Raw genomic sequence first — 2,604 nt, 5'->3', positions numbered from 1 at the left:
CCTAGCAAAGCAAACTTGCCGACCGAAAGGCAGCTTCTGATCTTGCAGAGCGAGCTTTCGATGGCGTATTTCGGATGCTGGCAGCAACCTGCGTTGCTTCGCAACCGCAGCCCCATTCTCCCGGAATGAGGAACCGCTGATCCACCGATCACGAAATTTTTCGTGCTCCATTTCCTTCGTCAACCATCTCCGTTGCCACTTCGGGTCGTTCGATGTCATTCAATCCTGCCGACGAATCCGTCCCGCCAACTTCCGACACCAACTCCACCAACGCTGGTCCCATGCCGTCCCAGTCGAAGTCAATGTCGTCAACGGTGGTGGTGTCTGACCCCAAGCCGCTCTCGCTGCTCGCCACCGCAGGCGTCTTGCATCACGAGGGAATGCGTTGCATCTGCGCTCGCGATACCGACGCTGTGTTGAAAGCATTCGAACTGGAATGCACTGAGGATTCGTCCGGTCCTCCATCACTTCAGATTCGAGTCGACGAAAGTCACCCGCAACCCAGCCACTCCGAATCGTCCGCTCAAGCATCCTCCATCGATCTGATCGTTTGGGATGTCGCCGACGATCCCATGAGCGTTCTGACCATTCTTCAACAAATCCGACAGATCCCCGCGTTTCAAAACCTGCCGGCGGTGCTGCTAGCCGATGCAAAATGGGCCGGTCTGGAAAAGAAGACCGAAGCCGAAATCACGCCCACTCACTGCCTCTTCAAACCAATCGACCCGAAATCGCTGATCACCATCGCTCAGCACTTGTTGTGGATGCCCTCGCTGCAATCCACGCATCGCCAGCGAGGCAGTCGTCCCAATCGCCCAGGCTGGGTCACTCTTTGAACCGGATGGGAAATCAATTGAATCGAATGTGAAGCAAACGCCCCCGCTCTCACTTGGGGTCGGGTTCAATCACATCTTCGACCCATGACTTCGCTCGCATCATCGTCGGAAAACCAATCGTTGGTGCGGACAGCATCGCCACATGCCGCAGGTCATCCGGCGTGCACCCAGCTTCCAAAGCTTTGCGACAATGCGAATGAGCGGCGCCTTCGAGCCCGGCTCCGAGCGAGATCGCGAGTTTGACAAGCGCCACCTCGCGGTCACTCAACGGCCCGCACTCGCGAGCAGCTTTGCCCAAATCCTCGTAGGCTCGCATGTACTCGGGATGGTCCGCATGCATCTGGCGGTAACGTTTGGGAATCATGTCTTCTCCGCGTCGAGAATCGCTTGGGTCAAAGATTGCATTGTGGCGGACGCAGCGACCGCGTCGACACGCCATCCCAATTCACGAACCGTTTCAGCAGTCAACGGACTGATCACAGCGACCTTGGCATCGCCAATGGAATCGCCTAACCAACGATGAACGTTCCGCGCCGTCGCGGGACTGGTCAACGTGATCCAGTCCAAAGGCAGTTCGTTCAATTTGGTCCGGGTGATCGCATCCATCTCAGGCACGTCACGGTTTTGGTATGCGACCACTTCCCGAACAGTTGCCCCGCTGGCTCGCAAACCATCCGCGATGACTTCGCGACCGCGCTGCGTCCGCACAATCAAAGTTGATTGCAGCGGAGGTTCCGCCTGTCGCAACATTTCAAGCAACGCGTCGGCGTCAAAGGTTTCCGGAATCCAATCCGCTCGTAAATGATAAGCGGACAAAACCTCCGCCGTGGCCTCACCCACCACCGCAATTTTCAGCCCGCCCAAGCAACGCAAATCACGGCCTTGGTCCAACAACCGCTCCAAAAAGAACTTCACGCCGTTGCGACTGGTGAATACCAGGGAATCAAACGAATCGATCCGCTCGATCGCCGCATCCACTTCCGCCCAATCGTCCGGCGGCGAAATCTCAATGGCTGGCTGAACGATCACATTCGCTCCCAGTTCCTCCAGCGGCCTGGCCAATTGCCCCGCCTGGTCTTTGGGCCGCGTCACCAAAACGTTCTTGCCCGACAACGGCCGACGACTGAACCAATCCATCGACTCGGCCAACCCGGTCACATCGCCCACAATCGTGATCACCGGCGGCCGAAATTTGCTCGCGGGAGTCAGATGGCCAGCCACCTCGTCCAACCGGCACTGAATTTTTTGCTGGTCGGGCAAACTGCAACGTCTCAGAATCGCACACAGTGTTTTCGGATCTTTGCCACCCGCGATCAACGCGTCCGTCCACTGCTTGGCCGTCGTGACACCCATGTAAATCACCAGCGTGCCCGGAAACCTCGCTAGCGCCGGCCAATCCAAATCGGATTTCGCTTTCCCCGGCTCTTCATGTCCGGTCACGAGAGCCACCGCCGAAGCGATGCCGCGATGTGTGATCGGGATGCCCGCGTAGGACCCTGCTGCCAGCGCGGCGGTGATTCCCGGCACGATTTCAAAAGGGATTCCTTCGGCCTTCAATGCGTTGACTTCTTCGCTGGTCCGAGCAAACACGGCCGGATCGCCACCCTTCAACCGCACCACCCGCCGACCGGCTTTGGCATGCCGCAGCATCTCCGCAATGATCTCTTCTTGCTTCCAAATTCGCGATTGCCCATGTTTTCCAACACATTGGTGGACCGCTTGCGGGGCGTGGACCAGCATCTCAACGTTGCTCAGCCCGTCATACAGC

General features: G+C 57.9%; 3 protein-coding genes. 1 reads left to right on the top strand and 2 read right to left on the bottom strand.

Annotated elements, in window-relative coordinates; translation table 11 throughout:
- The first annotated feature begins 212 nt into the window (after positions 1-212).
- A complete protein-coding gene (locus tag ACF8AM_RS12340) occupies positions 213-836 on the top strand; it encodes a hypothetical protein (RefSeq protein WP_392555922.1) in 624 nt (207 codons plus the stop codon).
- Positions 837-885: 49 nt separating this feature from the next.
- Here the strand turns inward: ACF8AM_RS12340 and ACF8AM_RS12335 are convergent, their stop codons facing one another.
- Positions 886-1,200 carry a carboxymuconolactone decarboxylase family protein gene (locus tag ACF8AM_RS12335; RefSeq protein ID WP_392555921.1) on the bottom strand — a complete coding sequence of 105 codons (315 nt, stop codon included), beginning with the start codon at positions 1,198-1,200 and terminating at the stop codon, positions 886-888.
- Positions 1,197-2,603, bottom strand: coding sequence for a uroporphyrinogen-III C-methyltransferase (gene cobA, locus ACF8AM_RS12330; RefSeq protein ID WP_392555920.1), 1,407 nt, complete (start codon positions 2,601-2,603; stop codon positions 1,197-1,199). Before cobA ends, ACF8AM_RS12335 begins: the two co-directional genes overlap by 4 nt.
- Position 2,604: the final 1 nt, after the last annotated feature.

This window comes from Rhodopirellula sp. JB055 (assembly GCF_043100905.1).
GTDB lineage: Bacteria > Planctomycetota > Planctomycetia > Pirellulales > Pirellulaceae > Rhodopirellula.
Note: the sequence above shows the minus strand (reverse complement) of the source record. Positions and strands in the feature narration are given on the sequence as shown.

Bases quoted from the DNA above. Each gene is read 5' to 3' on its own strand.
- ACF8AM_RS12335 (WP_392555921.1), bottom strand. From the start codon at position 1,200: ATGATTCCCAAACGTTACCGCCAGATGCATGCGGACCATCCCGAGTAC.
- ACF8AM_RS12340 (WP_392555922.1), top strand. From the start codon at position 213: ATGTCATTCAATCCTGCCGACGAATCCGTCCCGCCAACTTCCGACACC.